This window comes from Pseudomonas sp. Mn2068 (genome assembly GCF_049319725.1).
Taxonomy (GTDB): Bacteria; Pseudomonadota; Gammaproteobacteria; order Pseudomonadales; family Pseudomonadaceae; genus Aquipseudomonas; species Aquipseudomonas gingeri.
In genome coordinates this window covers 441,107-461,126 of record NZ_JBMOUG010000001.1, presented here as the reverse complement: position 1 = coordinate 461,126, position 20,020 = coordinate 441,107, and the positions used below count along the sequence as shown (strand labels likewise).

Below are 20,020 nucleotides of genomic sequence, written 5' to 3'. Positions count from 1 at the left end.
ACTATGTCCCGCACCGATCAGCCGGCTTCGACCTCGCCTGTCGGCGACCTCCCCAGCCCCCCGATCAATGCCGAACGCCTGTTGCAGCTGATCACCGAGGAATACGAGGACCTGCCCCGCCAGCTCAAGCGCATCGCCAGCTACATGAGCCAGCAGAGCGACCGGATCATGGTCGATCGGATCAGCGATATCGCCCGCGAATGCGAAGTGCATCCCTCGGCCATCGTGCGCTTCTCCCAGCGCTTCGGCTTCAGCGGTTTCAGCGAGATGCAGACGCTGTTCCGCGAGGCCTACACCCACAAGACCACGCCGGTACAGAACTATCAGCAACGCATCCGCAGCATGATCGCCAACAAGTCGCAGAAAGCCAGCGGCGGCGACCTGGCGCGCGAGTGCGTCAACGCCACGCTGTCGGGGATCGAGCGGCTGGGCCTGGAGCTCGATGACGAAGCCTTCGAAAAGGCCGTGGACCTGGTGGTCAACGCCGACAATATCTATGTGGTCGGCGTGCGCCGCTCGTTCGCCGTGGCCGACTACCTGGTCTACAACCTGCAGCACACCAACAAACGCATCCACCTGGTATCCGGGCTGGGCGGCAGCTATCGCGAGCAGATGCGCAGCGTGCGGGCCAACGACCTGGTGATCGCCATCAGCTTCACGCCCTACGGCAAGGAAACCCAGCACTGCCTGCGCATTGCCCAGCACCACCAGGCCAAGACCCTGATCATCACCGACAGCAATCTGTCGCCCCTGGCCAAGCGGGCCAATACGGTGTTGCTGGTCAATGAGGGCAGCTCCTTCGCCTTCCGCTCCCTGAGCGCCACGCTGTGCCTGTGCCAGGCGCTGTTCATCGCCGTGGCCTACCGGCTGGAGTTGAAAATGGATGAAATCCATGAACAGGCCGGGTTCGAGGACTGACGACTCGCCAGCGGCAAAAAAGCCTCTGGTAACAAGGCATTACCCGAGGCTTTCGGTTGGAAATATCAGCATTGGTAGTGCCCATCGAGGATTATTCCGACAGTCCATGTTTTGAGTACTGACTCGAAACTCCGTCGCCACAGAGCATTCTTTTTTCGACTACACGGTTTCCCACTTTCCAGCCGGGCTTAAACCTACACTCCAGCAAAAAACTAGAAAGTTCCTACGTATAAACCCGTAAATATGACGGGCACTAAAAGCCCCGCCCAGCCAACCCCTGGCGGACCGCTGACTTACAATAAATCCGTCGACTGTTCGAACTTGAAACGTGAGTCTGCGCTGCCGGGCGCACGCCACTTCCCGTTCCGTCGTGACACGCCCGCCCCCTTTGACCCGATGCCGCCGCAGTTGGCAAGGAACCGTCCATGTGCAAGAAAAACCACCCGCGGGACTCGACCTGTCCCACCCCGCCAGTGCAACTAACGGCCGGATTGCCGCTTTCAGCAGGCATCACGCCACCCGTATTGAACGGCCTGATGGAACTGCGCGATGCGCTGGTGGCATTCAAGGGTCCCCTGGCCGATGATCCGGGCTACCGCCGCGTCATCGAAGGACTGCTGTTCGACAATGAAGTCCATGAACGCATCCTTGGCAAACAGGTTCGCGAAAGCCCCGGCAACTCGCTGTTCAGCCCGTGGCGCCAGCTAGACCGGCGCCTTGAGATCAACGCCCAGGGCCTGGGCGAAAGCCTTGATCAAGGGGCCGCGCGCCGTGTTGTGGCGCAGGATCAGGTTGAATGAGGTATTGAAACGGATGGTTTCCGGCCGCAGGGCCCGCAACTGCCCACGGCTGACCAGTGGAGCGGCGTAGTGCCGTGGCAGGAAGCCGACAAAACGCCCGGTCTGGATCAACATCGCCACGGCTTCGACCTGGGATGCGGAGGCCGAATAACTGTCGTGGCCGACAAAGTCGAGCTTGTCCCGGTGAATGGCATAACGATGATTGACGAACGCGTGGTTGCGCAGTACATCCCGGTCGATCAAGGCGTCGTCGAGATCGAACAACGGATGGCCGACACCGCAGTACGCCTCGGACAGTTCTTCATATAGGGAGAAGTAGTCGAACTCCTCTCTTTTCTGATACACCGGCACGATGCCGGCGACAAATCGCCCTTCAACCACGCCCCGCTCTACTTCATCCAATTGTGCCGCATGCAGGCGAAACCTTACTTTCGGCGATTCATCATTGATGATCCGCAGCGCGGCAACTAAGGGTGAATTAAGATCGGAAATAGTGTTATCCACGACGCCAACACTAAGATCACCCACCAGTTCATTCTGCGCAGAACTAAGCCGATCGCGAAACTTGTCCACCGACGCAAATAACTCGATGGATGCCTGATACACCAGGCTACCCTCTTCGGTCAGGCAGAAACCTTCCCGACCGCGCGTGCAGAGGCGCATGCCTATACGGATCTCCAGGTCGGAAATCTGCTTGCTGATGGCCGCGAGCCCCACATTCAGCTCATTCTGGGCCGCACTGAAGCCCCCGGCCTCGACCACGGCCTTGAACACCTTGAGCAATTTGAAATCCAGCCCGCTGAGGGCCAGCGGCGCTCTCTGGCCGGGTTTTGCCGATGGGTTTCCAGAAGTGGAAAGTTGGGTTTCCATAATGCTTATTGACCTCAAACCGCCTATTCACCAGGATTTGTCCCACAACAAGAACATAGCCGGTCAATAATAATGAACACAGAAAACAAGGCTTGGCAACCACAATCAATTTCTGCAAATCAGCGACAACTCGCTGATTGTACGCGTTTAAAAACTGACACTTCGATCAGTTCCCTTCACTTGCAACTGCCCTCCTGAAAACTGCACGACCCATCCCGCTTCCGGCTGGCCTCGCCCCGCCTGAACGCCTGTTGCGGTCCTGCCTTGAACATCAATCTGCGTGAGGAAAACAACAATGACCCAAGCCACCGATCGTCTCTGGGGAGCCCGCTTCAAAAGCGGTCCGTCCGCCGCCCTGGCCGCCCTGTCGCGTTGCCCGGAGCGCTACTTCCGCCTGACGCCCTACGACCTTGCCGGCTCCCGGGCCCACGCCCATGAATTGCAACGCGCCGGCCTGCTCGACGAGCAGGAAACCCGGACCATGGTCGAGGCGCTGAATGTCATCGGCGAGGATTTCCAGGCCGGCCGCATCGCGCCGACCCTCGACGATGAAGACGTGCATACCTTTATCGAACGGCTGCTGACCGAACGCCTCGGCGCCCTCGGCGGCAAGCTGCGCGCCGGACGCTCGCGCAACGACCAGACCGCCAACGACCTGCGGCTGTTCCTGCGTGATCATGTGCGCACCCTGGCGGTAGAAGTCCTGGCGCTGCAACAGGCCCTGGTGGAACAGGCCGAACAGCATGTCGAGAGCATCTGCCCGGGTTTCACCCACCTGCAGCAGGCTCAACCCATCGTGTTCGCCCACCACCTGCTGGCCCATGCGCAAGCCATGCTGCGCGATGTCCAGCGCCTGGTGGACTGGGATGCCCGCACCGCACTGTCGCCCCTGGGCGCCGCCGCCATGGCCGGCTCCGCCATCGCCCGCCAGCCGCAACAGTCGGCCCTGGAAATGGGTTACAACGGCGTGTGCGAGAACTCCATCGATGCCGTCGCCAGCCGTGACCACGTCGCCGAATTCCTGTTTGTCGCCAGCATGCTCGGGATCAACATCTCGCGCCTGGCCGAAGAATTCTGCCTGTGGTCGTCGCGCCAGTTCCGCTGGGTCGTCCTGGACGACGCCTATGCCACCGGCAGTTCGATCATGCCGCAGAAAAAGAACCCGGATATCGCCGAGCTGGCGCGGGGCAAGGCCGGTCGCCTGATCGGCAACCTGACCGGCCTGCTGTCGACCCTCAAGTCCCTGCCGCTGTCCTACAACCGTGACCTCAGCGAGGACAAGAACGGCGTGCTCGACAGCGTCGACACCCTGTTGCTGGTGCTGCCGGCCATGGCCGGGATGGTCGCGACCATGACCGTCAATGTCGAGGAACTGCGGCGCCAGGCGCCCCTGGGCTTCACCCTTGCCACCGAGGTCGCCGACTGGCTGGCGGTGCGTGGCGTACCGTTCAAGGAGGCCCATGAAATCACCGGGGCGCTGGTCAAGGCCTGCGAAGCCCGCGACATCGAACTTTGGGATGCCAGCCCGGCCCTGCTGGCCGAGGTCGACAGCCGCCTGACCGCGGGGGTACGCGACAGCCTGACCCTCGAAGCCGCCATCAATGCCCGCAGCGGCTGGGGCGGCACCGCGCCGCAACAGGTTCGCGAGCAGATCGCCCGGTTGAAAAGCGCCCTGGCGGCCCAGCAGCAATGGGCCGCCGAATACAACGGTTTTCGTCTCTGAATGCATTGAGCCGCGCCCTATAACGCTGTGGGAACACAGACAACACTGTAGAAACACATGACACTGTGGGGGCGGGCTTGCCCGCGAAGCTTCTGGCGATCCCGAGATCGCCTTCACGGGCAAGCCCGCTCCCACATGGAGAAACACCATGAGCCAGACCCAGGCAGAACGCCTCCTCGCCGAGCGCAAGCAGGCCGAGAACCAGTTCGACATTACCCAGTACGAGCACGTGCCCCGGCGTTACTACGGGCGGATATTCTTCGCCACGGTGATCGTCATCGCCCTCGTCGGACTGGCCCGCGCCTTTGCCAATGGCCAGATCGAATGGGCCTATATCGGTCAGTTCTTCACTGCCAAGTCAATCCTGACCGGCCTGCTGAATACGCTGATCATGGCCGTGCTCGCGATGATCCTGGGCATTGTCTTCGGCGTGATCACCGCGATCATGCGCATGTCGAGCAACCCGATCCTGCGCTACGTGGCGATCACCTACACCTGGCTGTTCCGCGGCACCCCGCTGATCCTCCAGTTGCTGCTGTGGTTCAACCTGGCGCTGATCTTCCCCACCGTCGGGATTCCCGGCCTGTTCCAGCTCGACACCGTGAGTCTGATGACCCCGTTCGTCGCGGCGCTCCTGGGCCTGAGCATCAACCAGGGCGCCTATACCGCCGAAGTGGTGCGTGCCGGCCTGCTGTCGGTGGACACCGGCCAGTATGAAGCGGCCAAGTCCATCGGCATGCCACGCCTGCAGGCCCTGCGCCGGATCATCCTGCCCCAGGCCATGCGCATCATCATCCCGCCGGTGGGCAACGAATTCATCAGCATGGTCAAGGCGACCAGCCTGGCGAGCGTGATCCAGTATTCGGAACTGCTCTACAACGCCCAGAACATCTACTACGCCAACGCCCGCGTGATGGAGCTGCTGATGGTCGCCGGTATCTGGTACCTGCTCGCCATCACCGTCCTGTCCTTTGGTCAAAGCCGTCTGGAACGCCGATTCGCCCGCGGCGCCGGCAAGCGTTCGTAAGCGTCCTGGAGAATTCGAACATGAGAAGCATCGTCAAGGCCGTGAGCCTGAACAAATACTACGACTCGTTCCACGCCCTCAAGGACGTCAGCATCGAAGTCGAACAAGGCGAAGTGCTGTGCATCATCGGCCCGTCCGGCTCCGGCAAGAGCACCCTGCTGCGCTGCGTCAACCAGTTGGAGAAGATCGACAAGGGCGGCCTCTGGGTCGACGGCGAGCTGGTCGGCTACCGCATTGCCGGCAACAAGCTGCACGAGCTCAACGAAGCGCAGATCGCCCGCCAGCGCCTGGCCACCGGCATGGTGTTCCAGCGCTTCAACCTGTTCCCGCACATGACCGTGCTGGAAAACATCATCGAAGGCCCGGTCCAGGTCCTCAAGCGTTCGCCCAAGGAGTCCGTCGAGGAAGCCCTGGAGCTGCTGGCCCGGGTCGGCCTGGCCGACAAGCGCAACAGCTACCCCATCGAGCTGTCCGGCGGCCAGCAGCAACGGGTAGCCATCGCCCGGGCCCTGGCGATGCGGCCCAAGCTGATGCTGTTCGATGAACCCACTTCGGCACTCGACCCGGAACTGGTCGGTGAGGTGCTGTCGGTGATGCGCGATCTGGCGCGCACCGGCATGACCATGATCGTCGTCACCCATGAGCTGGGCTTCGCACGCGAAGTCTCGAACCGCATGGTGTTCATGGACGGCGGACAGATCGTGGAGGAAGGAAGCCCCGAAGAAATACTAATAAACCCACAGAACCCTCGCACCCAAAGCTTCATTTCTGCCGTTCGAACCTAGGTTCACCTGGACCTCACAACACTCATAAGAGAACGACCATGAAGAATTACGTAATCCCAGCAGTACTCGCCGGCCTGATGGCTTCCAGCTTCACCTGGGCCGCCGAGTTGCCCGCCAGCATCAAGGCCAAGGGCTTTATCACCGCGGCGATCATGCCCAACTACCCGCCGATGGACTTCAAGGACCCGGCCACCAACGAACTCACCGGCGTCGACTACGAACTGGGCAACGCCCTGGCCGAGCGCCTGGGCGTGAAGATGCAATGGCAGGAAACCTCCTTCGAGCAGATGGTCAACGCCCTGACCACCAAGCGCGTGGACATCGTGCTGTCGGGCATGACCGACACCGCCGAGCGCCAGAAAGCCGTGGATTTCGTCGACTACTTCACCAGCGGTTCGCAGTTCTACACCCTGGAGAAGAACAAGGACATCAACCAGATGACCGATATCTGCGGCAAGACCGTCGGTACCAGTCGGCGTACCACCTTCCCGGCGGAAATCGCCGCCTGGAGCAGCGCCCACTGCCCGGCTGACAAGCAGATCAAGGTCATCGGCACCGAAGGTTCGGCCGACGCCCGCGCGCAACTGCGCCAGAGCCGTATCAACGCCGCCGTGCAAGGCAGCGAGACCCTGCCGTACCTGGCCACCCAGGAAAAGAACACCTTCAAGATCATCGGCACGCCGATGACCGTGCAATTCACCGGGATCGGCGTGAGCAAGGAAAACCAGGAACTGCGTGACGCCATCCAGGTCGCCCTGCAGAGCATGATCGCCGACGGCAGCTACCAGGCCATCCTGAAGAAATGGGAACTGACGGTGGGCGCGATCGACACCGTTTCCATCAACAAAGGCCAGTAACCGCTGGTGTAGAGAAGGAATAGCCACCCATGTCCCCGACACCGACCTGGCCGGGCGGGCATAAAGCCTGCCTGGCCCTGGCCTTCGACCTCGACGGGCCCACCGGCGATGCCATGCTCGACGACTCGATCTGGCACAAGCCCGAGTACTTCGGCTTTGGCGGCTACGGCCCGTACCGGGCCCTGCCGCGGCTGCTGGACCTGCTGGAAGAGTTTCGCCTGCCGACCACTTTCTTCGTCCCGGCCTGGGTCGTGGAAAACTGGCCGCGCCAGTGCCAGGCGATCATCGAGCGCGGACATGAGGTGGCCTACCACGGCTACAAACACGAATCCTTTTACGCCCTTTCGCTGGACCAGCAGAAGGACGTGATGAAGAAATGCCGCGAAGTGTTCTGGCAACACCTGAATATCCGCGCCGAGGGCTTTCGCACGCCGTCCGGCGACTGGCATGCCGAAACCCCGGCGATGCTGGTGGAAGCCGGCGTGACCTACTCCAGCAGCATGCGCGGGGATGATCGGCCGTACCTGGTCAATGTCCCCGGCCACCGCCAGCCGCTGGTGGAGATCCCCGGTCGCTGGGAGATGGATGACTACGCCTCCATCGCCTACACCCGCGGGCCGGACTTCCCGTCCGGGCTGGATCGCACCGCCAGCTACGAGCTGACCCTCGACAACTGGTGCCGCGAGTTCGACGGCGCCGCGGACGAGGGCCTGTGCCTGACCACCCTGTTCCACCCCAAGATCACCGGCAAGCCGGGGCGCCTGTTGTTGCTCGAGCGGCTGTTCGAACATATGCGCCAGCGCGATGACGTCTGGTTCGCCACCTGCCGCGAGGTCGCCCAGTGGTGGCTCAAGGAGCATCATCATGGCTGAGTTCCAACGCACGCCAGTGCCAAGGCCCGTGTTCAAGAGCCCCTGGCCCGCGCCGTATCGCAGCGCGGTGGTGATCACCGTCGACTACAACGATATCCACGGCATCCTCACCCAGGCCCCGCAGGTGGCCGGGCGCGACAAGACCCTGTCGGTCTGGCGCTATGGCAGCCAGCGCGGGGTCGAGCGTCTGCTCGGGCTGTTCGACGAGTTGCAGGTACGCAGCAGCTGGTGCATTCCCGGTATCGTTGCCGAGGAAAACCCGGCGCATATCCAGGCGATCCTCGCCGGCGGCCATGAGATCGCCTGCGCCGGCTATCGCCACCAGAACTACGACCTGCTCAGCCTGGACCAGCAGAAGGCAGCGCTGGTCCGGGGTTGCGAGACCCTGGCGACATTGACCGGCCAACGGCCGCGAGGCTTCCGGATTCCCGCCGGCAACTGGCTCCCGGGTTTTACCGAGGCTCTGCAGGAACAGGGGATCTGCTGGTCGTCGTCATGGCGCGGCGACGATCTGCCGTTCGCCCACCCCACCGCCCCCCGGTTGATCGAACTGCCGTTGCACTATGAGCTGGAAGACGAACCCTACTTCGCCTTCAACCTCAGTCCCGCCGTGCCGCCAGCGCAATCACGGATCGCCTCCTACAGCCATACCCTGGGCAACATGCAGATGGACTTTGCCGGTTTCCACCGTTTCGGCCTGTGCTACGTGCTGCGCCTGCACCCGGAAATCATCGCCACCCCGGGTCGTATCGGCGTGCTGCGCGAACTGCTCCAGAGCATCCAACGGCACGAGGATGTGTGGATTGCCAGCGCCGAAGAGGTCGCCCAATGGTGGGCCGGGAGCGCCGCACCGATGACAGAGGACCACCCGGCTGCGGTCTACGAGCGGCACTACCGAACCTACCCGCCCAGGACTTCCCACCATGAGTGAACGCTTGCAGCGCCTGGTGCGCTTTTGTGTTGAAAGCCGTTTCGAAGACCTGCCCGCCGCCCTGGTCGAACAAGCCAAACGGCATATCCTCGACACCTTCGGCGCGGCCCTCGCCGGGGCCGACAGCGAAGTCGCGCTCGGCGTCCGGCGCGCCCTGGACCTGGCGCCTGATGGCCCCGCGCCAATCTGGGGCACCGGCTTGCGTACCCAGGCCAGCCAGGCCGCGCTGCTCAACGGCATCGCCGCCCATGCCCTGGAACTGGACGATACCGGTGGCTGCGACCATTCCGGCGCCGTGGTGTTGCCGGCGGTGATGGCAGCCGTCAGTGGCTGTAGCGAGCCCGTCAGCGGCAAGGAACTGATCTGTGCCGTGGTGATCGGCTACGAAGTCGGCCGCCGGGTACTGGAGGCCTGCGGCGGCTACGAGCAGCACAACGGTGCCGGCTGGCACTCCACCGCGACCTGCGGGGTGTTCGGCGCGGCCGCGGCCTGCGGTCGGCTCTTCGGCCTGGATGCCGCACAGATGACGTCGGCGCTGGGCATCGCCGCCAGTTTCAGCGGCGGACTCTGGGCGTTTATCCACGACGGCTCGCAAAGCAAGCGCCTGCACAGCGGACGCGCCGCCGAAGGCGGGTTGCTGGCGGCGCGTTTCGCCCGCGAGGGCATCAGCGGCCCCGGCCAGGTGTTCGACGATGTCTGGGGTGGTTTCCTGCAGACCCTGGCCGGGGAACAGGCTCGGCCCGCCGCGCTGGAGGACGGCCTGGGCCAGGTCTGGAAACTCGCGCGCTGTTCGATCAAGCCTTATGCCTCCTGCCGGGGTACTCATTCGGCCATCGACGCGGTCGGGCTGCTGCTGGATCAATTGCAGGTCGAAGCCCGGCAAGTCGAAAGCGTCGAGGTGTCGCTGTGCGGCTTCCTGGAGAACATGTGCGGCGCACGCGACGCCCGTTCGCTGGCCGGCGCGCAGATGAGCCTGCCCTACGCCCTGGCGGCGCGCCTGGCATTCGGGCATGTACGCCTGGAAGCCTATAGCGAGGAAAACCGCCGCTCGCCGGACATCGCCCGCTGGATGTCGCGGATCCATCTGGAAGTCGACCCGCAACTGTCCGACGCCGGCGAACCCTGGGTGCGGCTGCGCACCACCGACGGGCGCGAGGCGCGGATCTGTGTCGAGGTGCCCCTGGGCGCGCCGGGCAATCCGCTGAGCGACGCCGGCTTGCAGGACAAGTTTTTCAGCCTGGCAACCCGGACGATGCCCAGGGCGCGGGCCGAAGTCCTGCTGGAACAGGTGTGGCGACTGGAAGAACTGGAGTCGGTCAGCCTCCTGATGGAGCACGATGCGGCCTGAGGAAACGCGGACATTGTGGGAGCCGGCGTGCCGGCGATGGGCCCGTGAGCCTTGCACGACCTGATCGGTCGCCATCGCCGGCACGCCGGCTCCTGCAAGGGCCGTGCAAGACGACACAATCGAACAAGGACATAAGCACCACCGTGGCCAACTACTCCCTCGTTATCCGCCGGCTGATGATCTGCTCCGTGACCATCGTCGTCAGCCGCGCGATCACCAGCCCGCTGCTGACCCTGTTCCTCAGCCGCAAGCTGGGCCTGAACCAGCAGGATGTCGGCCTGCTGCTGGGCATCGCGGTCTTTATCGCGACCCTGATGTCGCTCTACGGCGGTTATGTCATCGACCGCCTGGAGAAGCGCCGGCTGCTGATCCTGGCCATGCTCTCCAGCGCCATCGGCTTCACCCTGCTGACCTTTGCCCAGGACCTGTACCTGACCACCCTGACCCTGATCATCACCGAAACCGCCTCGGCGCTGTTCCTGATCGGTTCCAAGGCGATCATCAGCGAAAACCTGCCCATGGGGCAGCGGGCCAAGGTGTTCTCGTTGCGCTACACCCTGACCAATGTCGGCTACGCCACCGGCCCCATGCTCGGCGTGGTCATCGCCGGGGTCCAGCCGCAGGCACCGTTCCTGATCGCCGCCGGGATCGCCTTCTCCAGCATGTTCCTGATGTTCGGCATCGCCCCCCACGCCCAGGCCCTGATCGGCAAGCCGGCGAGCTTTCTCGGCACCCTGTCGACCCTGCGCGGCGACCGCACGCTGATCATGTTCACCTGCGGCAGCCTGCTCAACACTATCGTCCACGGGCGCTACACCTTGTACCTGTCGCAGTTCCTGCTGGTGACCCACAGCAACCAGGATGCCCTGACCACCATGTCGGCGATCCTCGCCTGCAACGCCATCAGCGTGATCCTGCTGCAATACCAGATCGGCCGCTTTCTCAAGCGCGAGCAACTGCGCTACTGGATCGGCGTCGGCACCACCTTCTTCATCGTCGGCCTGATCGGTTTCAGCTACGCCACCAACCTGGTGTCCTGGTGCATCGCGATGTTCATCTTCACCCTCGGCGAAATGATCATCTACCCGGCGGAGTATCTGTTCATCGATACCATCGCCCCGGAAAACCTGCGCGGCAGCTACCTCGGCGCGCAGAACCTGGCGGCCCTGGGCGGTGCCCTGAGCCCGGTGATCTGCGGCTATCTGCTGATCAACACGCCGGCCACCACCATGTTCTATGTGCTCAGCGGCCTCACGGCACTGGGCGGCTGCCTGTGTTTCCTCGCCGGTCGCGGCATCCCTTCACTGCAAAAATAATGCACTTAAGGCGCATTATTATGAATTAGCCAGCGGTTCGCCGGCGCGGCACACTGTGCTGGTTCCTCCCCCAAATGTTGGAACTTTGAAAGGGCTTTGCGCCAGGCGCACAAGCCCTTCTTTTTTTCCGTCGAACCTGAAGTGGACCGTTCTCGCCATGTTTGCCCGCTGGTCACGCCGCCTGTTGCCCGCCGCCCTCAACACCCGCCCCAGCGAATGGAGCCGTGCCGCCATCGGCGTCTCCCTCGGCACGCTGTTCAGTGTCTGGGCCTGTGCCCAGCTGTTCGGCCTGCCGGTGGCCCTGCACCTGATCGGCCCGCTGGGCGCCTCGGCAGTGTTGTTGTTCGCCGTGTCCTCGGGCGCCCTCGCCCAGCCCTGGTCGATCATCGGCAGCTACGGCTGCGCCACGCTGGTGTCGCTACTGGTGGTGCATTTCCTCGATCGCGGCCTGGGCAGCGCCAGCCTGGCGGTGGGCCTCGCCTTGCTCGCGATGTGCCTGCTGCGTTGCCTGCATCCGCCGGCCGGGGCTTTGGCCCTGCTGATGGTGATCGCCGACCCGGACACCGTGGCGCTGGGCTGGCAGGTCCTGGAACCGGTGATGCTCTCGGCGCTGTGCCTGTTGCTGATTGCCATCGGCTACAACAACCTGACCCGGGTGCGTTACCCAAAGGTGCATGTCGAGCCGCCGGGCACCTTTATCGCCAGCCATGTACCGGGCGAGCCACCGGGCATCACCCGCGCCGACCTGGAACACGCCCTGGCGCAGATGCAAGAGTTCATCGATGTCACCCCCGAGGACCTGGAGCAGTTGATCATCACCTGTGAAGCCCAGGCGAAACGCCGCAGCATCGGCGAGGTGTTTTCCGCCCGGCGCTGAGTTTTCTGCCCCAAGCTGGGGCGGATACCGGGTTGCGCAGTCGTGCACGGTGCAACTTGAGCCGGACGGCGCGGCGGCCATTCGCGGGCAAGCCCGCTCCCACAAAGGCAGCGAGGTCCCTGTGGGAGCGGGCTTGCCCGCGAAGAACCCGCCTGCTCGCCGCGGGCACCGACCACTTGGCGCGAGCCTTGCAGTCATCGGAACAACCACCGTCAACGCTGACGGCTGATTTCACGACAAAGGCGCCGTGTTGCCCCGTTTCGACGGAGTGCGACACAGCGCCTTTTTCATTTCCGGGAACTGCTGGGGGAAACCATGACCCATACCACCGTGCGCAGCGTGTGTCCTTATTGCGGTGTCGGCTGCGGCATCGTCATGGAGGTCCGCGACAATCAGGTGATCAAGGTCAGCGGCGACAAGCAACATCCGACCAACTTCGGGCGTCTTTGCACCAAGGGCAGCACCTGCGCCCAGCCGCTGAACCATTCCGGGCGGATGGAGCAGGCCTTTGTCCGCCACGAACGCAAACGCGACCCGGGCCAGGTGGGCATGGACCAGGCCATCAGCGAAACCGCCCGCCGGCTCAAGGCCATCCTCGAGGAACACGGCCCCGACGCGTTGTCCTTCTATGTCTCCGGGCAGATGTCCCTGGAAGCCCAGTACCTGGCCAACAAACTGGCCAAGGGGTTTGTCCGGACCAATATGATCGAGTCCAACTCGCGCCTGTGCATGGCCAGCGCCGGGGCCGGCTACAAACTGTCGCTGGGAGCCGATGGCCCGCCGGGCTCCTACCAGGATTTCGACAAGGCCAATCTGTTCTTCGTCATCGGCGCGAACATGGCCGATTGTCATCCGATCCTGTTCCTGCGCCTGATGGATCGCCTCAAGTCCGGGGCACGCCTGATCGTCGTCGACCCGCGGCGCAACGCCACCGCCGACAAGGCCGACCTGTTCCTGCAGATCAGGCCGGGCAGCGACCTGGCATTGCTCAACGGCCTGTTGCACCTGCTGCTGAAAAACGGCCACACCGACCCGGCGTTTATCGAGGCCTTTACCGAGGGCTGGGAAGCCCTCCCGGACTTTCTCGAGGACTACGGCCCGGCACGGGTCGCGACGCTGACCGGCCTGCCCGAGGCGCAGATCCGCCAGGCCGCGCAGTGGATCGGCGAAGCCGCCGAGTGGATGAGTTGCTGGACCATGGGCCTGAACCAGAGCACCCATGGCACCTGGCACACCAATGCGCTGTGCAACCTGCACCTGGCCACCGGGGCGATCTGCCGCCCGGGCAGCGGCCCGTTCTCCCTGACCGGCCAGCCGAACGCCATGGGCGGCCGGGAAATGGGCTACATGGGCCCCGGCTTGCCCGGCCAGCGTTCGGCGCTGGTGGCCGCCGACCGCGATTTCATCGAAGACCTCTGGCAGATCCCCCGTGGCAGCCTGAGCCAGACGGTGGGCGGCGGCAGCGTCGCGCTGTTCGAGGACATGCAGGCCGGCAAGGTCAAGGCCTGCTGGATCATCTGCACCAATCCGGTGGCCTCGCTGCCCAATCGGCAGAAAGTGATCGCCGGACTCCAGGCCGCCGAGCTGGTGATTGCCCAGGATGCCTTTCTCGATACCGAGACCAATGGCTACGCCGACATCCTGTTGCCGGCGGCCTTATGGGCCGAGGCCCAGGGGGTGATGATCAATTCCGAGCGCAACCTGACCCTGATGCGCAAGGCCGTGGACGCCCCGGGCCAGGCCCTGCCCGATTGGCAGATCATCGCCAGGGTAGCCTGTGAAATGGGTTATGCCGACGCGTTCAGCTACGCCAGCGCCGCCGAGGTGTTCGAGGAGATCAAGCGGGCCTGGAACCCGAAGACCGGCTACGACCTGCGGGGCGTCAGTTACGAACGACTGGAGCAGACCCCGTTGCAGTGGCCCTGCGGACCGGATCAGCTACACGACCGCAACCCGATCCGCTATCTGAACGACGGCCTCGGCAAAGCCCGCCAGCCGGCCGCCGATGGCAGTTTCCCGCGCCTGCTGTTCCCCACCGCGAGCGGCAAGGCGATGTTTTTCGCCCGCCCCTGGCAGCCGGCGGCCGATCAGCCCGGCGACCGCTTCCCGATGGTCCTCAACACCGGGCGCTTGCAACACCAATGGCACACCCTGACCAAGACCGGCAAGGTCGCGACCCTGAACAAACTCAATCCCGGCCCCTTTGTCGAGCTCAACCCGCTCGATGCGGCACGCCTGGGGATCGCGGCAAAGGACGCTGTCGAAATCCGTTCGGCCCGTGGTCGCGCGGTATTGCCGGCACAGATCAGCGAACGGGTGTTGCCCGGCAACTGCTTCGCGCCCTTCCACTGGAACGATGTCTACGGCGAGGACCTGGCGATCAATGCCGTCACCAGCGATGCCGTGGACCCGATTTCCCTGCAACCGGAATTCAAGTTCAGCGCCGTGACCCTGAGCCGGGTCGAGACATCCCAGCCTGATCCCCTGCCCTTGCCCTCGCGCACGGAGGCCCCGCACACGATGCAGACCCAAGCCCTGGCCCGGATCCTCGGGCTCGACACGCCGCCCAGTATTCAACTGGCTCCCAGCGAGAATCTCTACCTGCAAGGCTTCCTGTTGGGACTGCGCAGCAGTCAGGCCGTCGCCGGCGTGCCGGCGCTGCCGGCCAATGCGCCGTTGCAGCCGGGCAATCGGCTGATCCTCGAAGGCATCCTCGCCGGCCTGTTCGCCCGTCATGAGCCGCCCCAGGAACAGGTCACGGCGAGTTCTCCAGCAGCCGAAGAGCCACCCTTGCTGCTGCTCTGGTCATCCCAGACCGGTACGGTCGAGGCCTTCGCCAAGTCAGCCGCCGAGCGCCTGCAACAGAAAGGTCATCGGGTCCGGCTGGCATCGATGGACAGTATCCAGGCCCAGGAGCTGAGCCAGACCGGTCGTGCGTTGCTGCTGACCAGCACCTTTGGCGACGGCGATCCGCCGGACAATGCCCATGCCTTCTGGCAGGCCCTGGCGGCGGACAACGCCCCGAGCCTGGCGAACCTGCGTTTTGCCGTGCTGGCCTTCGGTGATTCCAGTTATGACCAGTTCTGCGGTTTCGGCCGCAAGCTCGATGAACGTCTGCACAGCCTCGGGGCGCAGCGCCTGGCCCCTCGGGTCGATTGCGAGCCGGACTACCAGGAGCCGGCCGGCGCCTGGCTGGAGAAGCTCGACTCGGCGCTGTCCGAAAAACCCGCGGCAGTGCCCGCCCCGACTCGCTACAGTCGCCAGCAACCCCTGGCCGCACGCCTGAAACACAACCGCCTGCTCAGCGGCCCCGAGGCCGGCAAGGAGACCCGCCAGTTCATCTTCGACCTTGGCGACAGCGGCCTCGACTACCAGGCCGGCGATGCCCTGGGCGTCTGGCCCAGCCATTGCCCGCGACAGGTGGAACAGCTGATGACCTGCCTGGCAGCCCGGGCCGACGCCGTGGTGACCATCAAGGACCAGACCCCGATGCCACTGGAAGAGGCCCTGAGTCGCCATCTGGAAATCGGCCGGATCAGTCCGGCGCTGCTGCAACTGGTGTTTCAGCGTTCCGGCAGTGCGCAACTCAAGCGCCTGCTGGCCGACGAACACAAGACCGAACTCAAGGACTGGCTCTGGGGCCGGCAACCGGCGGACCTGCTGCGCGAGTTGCAGGTCGACCTCGGGCCGCAGGAACTGGTGGATTGCCTGAAACCCCTGCAACCCAGGCTGTACTCCATTTCATCGAGCCCCAAGGTGCATCCCGGCGAAGTCCATCTGACGGTTTCCACCGTACGCTACGAACATGCCGGACAGTCGCGTTCCGGCAGTTGCTCGGGGTTTCTCGCCGACCGCGCCGAGGGCCTGGAGGTGCCGATCTTCGTCCAGAAGTCGGCCAACTTCCGCCCGCCCGCCGATCCCCGGGCGCCGATGATCATGGTCGGTCCGGGCACTGGCGTGGCACCGTTCCGCGCCTTTCTGCAGGAGCGCCAGGCCATCGGCGCCACGGGCAAGAACTGGCTGTTCTTCGGCGAACAGCATGCCGCCAGCGACTTCTATTACCGCGAGGAACTGGAAGCATGGCTTGAGCAAGGCCATCTGCAACGGCTCGATACCGCGTTCTCCCGGGACCAGGCGCAGAAGATCTACGTGCAGCAACGCATGATCGAGCAAGGCGCGCAGCTCTGGGCCTGGCTGGAGGAAGGCGCGGGCTTTTATGTCTGCGGCGATGCCAGCCGCATGGCGCGGGATGTCGACGCGGCACTCAAGCAGGTGGTACGCAGCCATGGCGGACTGGATGCCGACGAGGCCGTGGCCTATGTCAGCGCCCTGGCGGCGGACAAGCGTTATGTGCGGGATGTGTATTGAATGCTTGCTCGCGTTGAAACTGAATGTTGTGTACGACGCCAACCCTGTGGGAGCGGGCTTGCCCGCGAAAGCGGCCGCAAGGACGCCCCATAACTGGCGACCCGAGCGAAATACGCACCAACAAGGTTCACTTTTCAACCCGAGCCCGGCGCCGCTACTGAAGTAACCCGGCAAACCGGCACTTGGCACGCTCCCTGCTTTTATCCCGTTACTCTCTGCCATGAATGACCAGGCAGACCGTTCAGGTGGTCAACGGCGATCACTCACAGAACAGGAACAAACACCAGGCAAAGGCGCCTGGAGCTTCGGCTCCAGGCGTTTTTTTTTGCTTTTTTTTCTGCTGGGCCAGCCGTGATTGGCCGTGATCCGAGGAACTTCCATGAACGCTATCGTGAATGTCGAACGCCGCAAGAAACTGGTGATCGTTGGCAATGGCATGGTCGGGCATCACTGCGTCGAACAACTGATCGAACGCGGTGCCCTGATGCACTTCGAGCTGCATGTCTATGGCGAGGAATGGCAAGCGGCCTATGACCGCGTGCACCTCTCCGAGTATTTTGCCGGCAAGGATGCCCATGCCCTCGCCCTGGGCGAACCGGGGTTGTACGAGCGCCACGGGGTCAACCTGCACCTGGGGGCCGAAGTCCTCGAAATCGACCGGGAGCACCAGGAGATCGTCACTCGCTCCGGACGCCAGGCCTACGACCAACTGATTCTCGCCACCGGTTCCTACCCCTTCGTGCCGCCGATTCCCGGCTCCGAAGGTGCGGCCCGCCTGGTCTACCGGACCCTCGACGATCTCGATGCGATCCGTGCCGCGGCCAGCGATGCCCGTCGTGGCGTGGTGGTCGGCGGCGGCCTGCTGGGACTGGAGGCGGCCAACGCCCTCAAGTCCCTCGGCCTCGAAGCCCATGTGGTGGAGTTCGCCTCCCGGCTGATGCCGGTGCAACTGGACCATGACGGCGGCGCCGCGCTCAAGGCCCGGATCGAAGGCCTTGGCGTCGGCGTCCATCTGTCCCGCGCGACCCAGGAAATCGTGGCTGGCGAGGACTATCGCTATCGGATGAATTTCGACGGTGGTGAATTTCTCGAAACCGATCTGATCGTGTTCTCCGCGGGGATTCGCCCGCAGGACCTGCTGGGACGCAACAGCGGCCTGGAGATCGCCCCGCGGGGCGGCATCGTCATCGACTCGCACTGCCAGACCAGCGATCCGGCCATCTCTGCCATCGGTGAATGCGCCTCGTGGAACGGCAGCGTTTTCGGCCTCGTGGCGCCGGGCTACAGCATGGCGCGCAATGTCGCCGCACGCCTGGCCGGAGAAGCCTTCGACACCTTCACCGGTGCCGACATGTCGACCAAGCTCAAGCTGCTCGGTGTCGATGTCGGCTCCATCGGCGATGCCCACGGTGCGACGCCCGGTGCACGCAGCTATCGCTTTATCGACGAGGCCAATGCCAGTTACCGGCGCCTGGTGGTCGATGCCGAGGGCAAGAAAGTCATCGGTGCGGTACTGGTGGGTGACAACAGTTACTACGACACCCTGTTGCAGTACGTGCAGAACGCCATTGCCCTGCCCCAGGACCCCGCCAGCCTGATCCTGCCCGTGGGCGAAGGCGCGCCGGCCCTGGGTGCCGACGCACTGCCCGAGACCGCGACCATCTGTTCCTGCCACAACGTCACCAAGGGTGCGATCTGCTGCGCGGTGGACGCCGGTTGCAGCGATCTGTCGGCCCTCAAGGCGCAGACCAAGGCGGCTACCGGCTGCGGCGGTTGCAGCGCCTTGCTCAAGCAGGTCTTCGAGCATGAGCTGATCGCCCGTGGCGTGGCGGTGGACAAGAGCCTCTGCGAACACTTCGCCTACACCCGCCAGGAACTCTATGCCCTGGTGCGGGTGGGCCGGATCGAAACCTTCGAAGCCCTGCTCGCCCAGCATGGCAAGGGCCACACCGGTTGCGATATCTGCAAGCCGGCGGTGGGCTCGATCCTCGCGTCGTGCTGGAACCGGCCGATCATGGACAAGGCGCTGGTGCCGCTGCAGGACACCAACGACACCTTCATGGCCAACATGCAGAAGAACGGCACCTATTCGATCATCCCGCGCATCGCCGCCGGCGAAATCACCCCGGACAAACTGATCGCCCTCGGCGCCGTGGCGAAGAAATACGACCTCTACACCAAGATTACCGGCGGCCAGCGCATCGACCTGTTCGGCGCCCAGTTGCATGAGCTGCCGCAGATCTGGGGCGAACTGATCGACGCCGGCTTCGAAACCGGCCACGGCTACGGCAAATCCCTGCGCACGGTGAAATCCTGCGTCGGCAGCACCTGGTGCCGCTATGGCGTGCAGGACAGCGTGGCCATGGCCCTGCTCCTGGAAAATCGCTACAAGGGCCTGCGCGCGCCGCACAAGTTCAAGCTGGCGGTGTCCGGCTGCACCCGCGAATGCGCCGAGGCTCAGAGCAAGGACATCGGCGTGATCGCCACCGAGAAAGGCTGGAACCTGTACGTCTGCGGCAACGGCGGCATGCGCCCGCGCCACGCCGAACTGTTCGCCACCGACCTCGATGACGAGACCCTGATCCGCTACGTCGACCGTTTCCTGATGTTCTACATCCGCACTGCCGACCGCCTGCAACGGACCTCGGTCTGGCGCGAAAACCTGGAAGGCGGCCTCGATTTCCTCAAGGCGGTGATCATCGACGACAGCCTGGGCCTGGCCGCCGAGCTGGAAAGCCAGCTGCAACTGGTGGTCGACCGCTACGAATGCGAGTGGGCCAACGCGGTCAGCGACCCGGAAAAACTCAAGCGCTTCCGCACCTTCGTCAACGACCAGCGCGGCGATCCGGACATCCACTTTGTCAAGGAGCGCGAGCAGCGCCGGCCGGTGCGCGCACACGAACTCAACCTGATTCCCGCTCATGAGGAGGTGGTCTGATGGGCCAGCCGACAGCACAACACAGCTTTGCCAACGACTTCCAGTGGCAGGCGGTCTGCCGCCGCGAGGACCTGGTGGAAAACTCCGGCGTGGTGGTCTGGTTCCACTGCGCCCAGGTGGCCCTGTTCTACCTGCCCGACGAGGCGCAGGGCCGCACCCTGTATGCCATCGACAACCGCGACCCGCTGTCCGGGGCGAATGTGATCGGCCGCGGCATCGTCGGCAATATCAAGGGCCAGCCGGTGATCGCCTCGCCGTTGTACAAGCAGCATTTCAATCTCGAGGATGGCATGTGCCTGGAGTACCCGGAGCAGCAGCTACGGGTGTGGCCGGTGCGCTGGGTCGGCGATGCGGTGGAGATCGCGGTAGTCTGATCGTTCCCGGCGACGG

General features: G+C 64.0%; 15 protein-coding genes. 14 read left to right on the top strand and 1 reads right to left on the bottom strand.

Annotation, left to right across the window (positions count from 1 at the left end):
* Window positions 1-3 precede the first annotated feature (3 nt).
* Both ACL9RJ_RS02075 and ACL9RJ_RS02070 read left to right on the top strand, forming a co-directional pair.
* The gene (locus ACL9RJ_RS02075; protein WP_017128432.1) at window positions 4-918 is read left to right on the top strand and encodes a MurR/RpiR family transcriptional regulator; all 915 of its coding nucleotides are present in this window, start codon (window positions 4-6) and stop codon (window positions 916-918) included.
* 425 nt (window positions 919-1,343) lie between these two features.
* Entirely contained in the window at window positions 1,344-1,718 is a 375-nt protein-coding gene (locus ACL9RJ_RS02070) for a hypothetical protein (RefSeq protein ID WP_422764811.1), read from the top strand.
* Here the strand turns inward: ACL9RJ_RS02070 and ACL9RJ_RS02065 are convergent.
* A complete protein-coding gene (locus ACL9RJ_RS02065) occupies window positions 1,623-2,588 on the bottom strand; it encodes a LysR family transcriptional regulator (protein ID WP_042936453.1) in 966 nt (321 codons plus the stop codon). The two genes, ACL9RJ_RS02070 and ACL9RJ_RS02065, sit on opposite strands and share 96 nt — an antisense overlap.
* A gap of 295 nt (window positions 2,589-2,883) precedes the next feature.
* On the opposite strand from ACL9RJ_RS02065, the gene argH reads away from it, so the two are divergent.
* The 12 genes from argH to nirD all read left to right on the top strand — a co-directional run bounded on the left by argH (window position 2,884) and on the right by nirD (window position 20,004).
* The gene (gene argH / locus ACL9RJ_RS02060) at window positions 2,884-4,311 is read left to right on the top strand and encodes an argininosuccinate lyase (RefSeq protein ID WP_017128435.1); all 1,428 of its coding nucleotides are present in this window, start codon (window positions 2,884-2,886) and stop codon (window positions 4,309-4,311) included.
* Window positions 4,312-4,459: 148 nt separating this feature from the next.
* Entirely contained in the window at window positions 4,460-5,338 is an 879-nt protein-coding gene (locus tag ACL9RJ_RS02055) for an amino acid ABC transporter permease (protein WP_017128436.1), read from the top strand.
* Between the two features lie 20 nt (window positions 5,339-5,358).
* Window positions 5,359-6,123 carry an amino acid ABC transporter ATP-binding protein gene (locus ACL9RJ_RS02050; protein ID WP_017128437.1) on the top strand — a complete coding sequence of 255 codons (765 nt, stop codon included), beginning with the start codon at window positions 5,359-5,361 and terminating at the stop codon, window positions 6,121-6,123.
* 38 nt (window positions 6,124-6,161) lie between these two features.
* Window positions 6,162-6,980: an ABC transporter substrate-binding protein gene (locus ACL9RJ_RS02045; RefSeq protein WP_422764810.1), complete on the top strand. Its 819-nt coding sequence runs from the start codon at window positions 6,162-6,164 to the stop codon at window positions 6,978-6,980.
* 29 nt (window positions 6,981-7,009) lie between these two features.
* A complete protein-coding gene (locus ACL9RJ_RS02040) occupies window positions 7,010-7,852 on the top strand; it encodes a polysaccharide deacetylase family protein (RefSeq protein WP_017128439.1) in 843 nt (280 codons plus the stop codon).
* Window positions 7,845-8,783, top strand: a complete 939-nt coding sequence (locus ACL9RJ_RS02035) for a polysaccharide deacetylase family protein (protein ID WP_422764809.1) — start codon at window positions 7,845-7,847, stop codon at window positions 8,781-8,783. The genes ACL9RJ_RS02040 and ACL9RJ_RS02035 overlap by 8 nt, the downstream gene beginning before the upstream one ends.
* Entirely contained in the window at window positions 8,776-10,131 is a 1,356-nt protein-coding gene (locus ACL9RJ_RS02030) for an MmgE/PrpD family protein (protein ID WP_017128441.1), read from the top strand. The genes ACL9RJ_RS02035 and ACL9RJ_RS02030 overlap by 8 nt, the downstream gene beginning before the upstream one ends.
* Before the next feature lie 143 nt (window positions 10,132-10,274).
* A complete protein-coding gene (locus tag ACL9RJ_RS02025; protein ID WP_212809339.1) occupies window positions 10,275-11,447 on the top strand; it encodes an MFS transporter in 1,173 nt (390 codons plus the stop codon).
* A gap of 157 nt (window positions 11,448-11,604) precedes the next feature.
* Window positions 11,605-12,324 carry an HPP family protein gene (locus ACL9RJ_RS02020; RefSeq protein ID WP_177082615.1) on the top strand — a complete coding sequence of 240 codons (720 nt, stop codon included), beginning with the start codon at window positions 11,605-11,607 and terminating at the stop codon, window positions 12,322-12,324.
* Window positions 12,325-12,639: 315 nt separating this feature from the next.
* Window positions 12,640-16,692, top strand: a complete 4,053-nt coding sequence (locus ACL9RJ_RS02015; RefSeq protein WP_422764808.1) for a molybdopterin-dependent oxidoreductase — start codon at window positions 12,640-12,642, stop codon at window positions 16,690-16,692.
* Between the two features lie 379 nt (window positions 16,693-17,071).
* Entirely contained in the window at window positions 17,072-19,630 is a 2,559-nt protein-coding gene (gene nirB / locus ACL9RJ_RS02010) for a nitrite reductase large subunit NirB (RefSeq protein ID WP_178992297.1), read from the top strand.
* Entirely contained in the window at window positions 19,630-20,004 is a 375-nt protein-coding gene (nirD, locus tag ACL9RJ_RS02005; RefSeq protein ID WP_017128445.1) for a nitrite reductase small subunit NirD, read from the top strand. Before nirB ends, nirD begins: the two co-directional genes overlap by 1 nt.
* Window positions 20,005-20,020 lie beyond the last annotated feature (16 nt).

Excerpts from the sequence above, each read along its gene's own strand:
- nirD (WP_017128445.1), top strand. The coding sequence starts at position 19,630 with ATGGGCCAGCCGACAGCACAACACAGCTTTGCCAACGACTTCCAGTGG.
- ACL9RJ_RS02035 (WP_422764809.1), top strand. The coding sequence starts at position 7,845 with ATGGCTGAGTTCCAACGCACGCCAGTGCCAAGGCCCGTGTTCAAGAGC.
- ACL9RJ_RS02075 (WP_017128432.1), top strand. The coding sequence starts at position 4 with ATGTCCCGCACCGATCAGCCGGCTTCGACCTCGCCTGTCGGCGACCTC.
- ACL9RJ_RS02055 (WP_017128436.1), top strand. The coding sequence starts at position 4,460 with ATGAGCCAGACCCAGGCAGAACGCCTCCTCGCCGAGCGCAAGCAGGCC.
- ACL9RJ_RS02065 (WP_042936453.1), bottom strand. The coding sequence starts at position 2,588 with ATGGAAACCCAACTTTCCACTTCTGGAAACCCATCGGCAAAACCCGGC.
- ACL9RJ_RS02050 (WP_017128437.1), top strand. The coding sequence starts at position 5,359 with ATGAGAAGCATCGTCAAGGCCGTGAGCCTGAACAAATACTACGACTCG.
- ACL9RJ_RS02040 (WP_017128439.1), top strand. The coding sequence starts at position 7,010 with ATGTCCCCGACACCGACCTGGCCGGGCGGGCATAAAGCCTGCCTGGCC.
- ACL9RJ_RS02070 (WP_422764811.1), top strand. The coding sequence starts at position 1,344 with ATGTGCAAGAAAAACCACCCGCGGGACTCGACCTGTCCCACCCCGCCA.
- nirB (WP_178992297.1), top strand. The coding sequence starts at position 17,072 with ATGAACGCTATCGTGAATGTCGAACGCCGCAAGAAACTGGTGATCGTT.
- ACL9RJ_RS02015 (WP_422764808.1), top strand. The coding sequence starts at position 12,640 with ATGACCCATACCACCGTGCGCAGCGTGTGTCCTTATTGCGGTGTCGGC.
- ACL9RJ_RS02030 (WP_017128441.1), top strand. The coding sequence starts at position 8,776 with ATGAGTGAACGCTTGCAGCGCCTGGTGCGCTTTTGTGTTGAAAGCCGT.
- argH (WP_017128435.1), top strand. The coding sequence starts at position 2,884 with ATGACCCAAGCCACCGATCGTCTCTGGGGAGCCCGCTTCAAAAGCGGT.
- ACL9RJ_RS02045 (WP_422764810.1), top strand. The coding sequence starts at position 6,162 with ATGAAGAATTACGTAATCCCAGCAGTACTCGCCGGCCTGATGGCTTCC.
- ACL9RJ_RS02020 (WP_177082615.1), top strand. The coding sequence starts at position 11,605 with ATGTTTGCCCGCTGGTCACGCCGCCTGTTGCCCGCCGCCCTCAACACC.